At 42.2% G+C, this 225-nt stretch carries 1 protein-coding gene; it reads right to left on the bottom strand.

Features of this window, described 5'->3' with window-relative positions; translation table 11 throughout:
* The coding region (locus tag AACR09_RS12120; protein ID WP_193835055.1) for a transposase at positions 1-225 on the bottom strand (225 nt) is incomplete at both ends.

Raw genomic sequence — 225 nt, 5'->3', positions numbered from 1 at the left:
GGGTTTAATTCTGGTGAATATGGCGGGATATGGATTATCGTGATGTTCTTAAAATGATTGGCTAAATGTGTTTGATGCCAGCTCGCTTGATCCATAATGACCACGGAATGTTTACCTCTAGGGGTCACCGTTGAGATTAATTCAAGATGCTTCGTCATTGCTTCCATGTTGCTTAACGGTGAAACAATAGCTTCAGCTTCGCCTGTATTGATACAAACGGCTCCA

This window comes from Vibrio sp. OPT20 (genome assembly GCF_963889365.1).
GTDB lineage: Bacteria > Pseudomonadota > Gammaproteobacteria > Enterobacterales > Vibrionaceae > Vibrio > Vibrio splendidus.
Note: the sequence above shows the minus strand (reverse complement) of the source record. Positions and strands in the feature narration are given on the sequence as shown.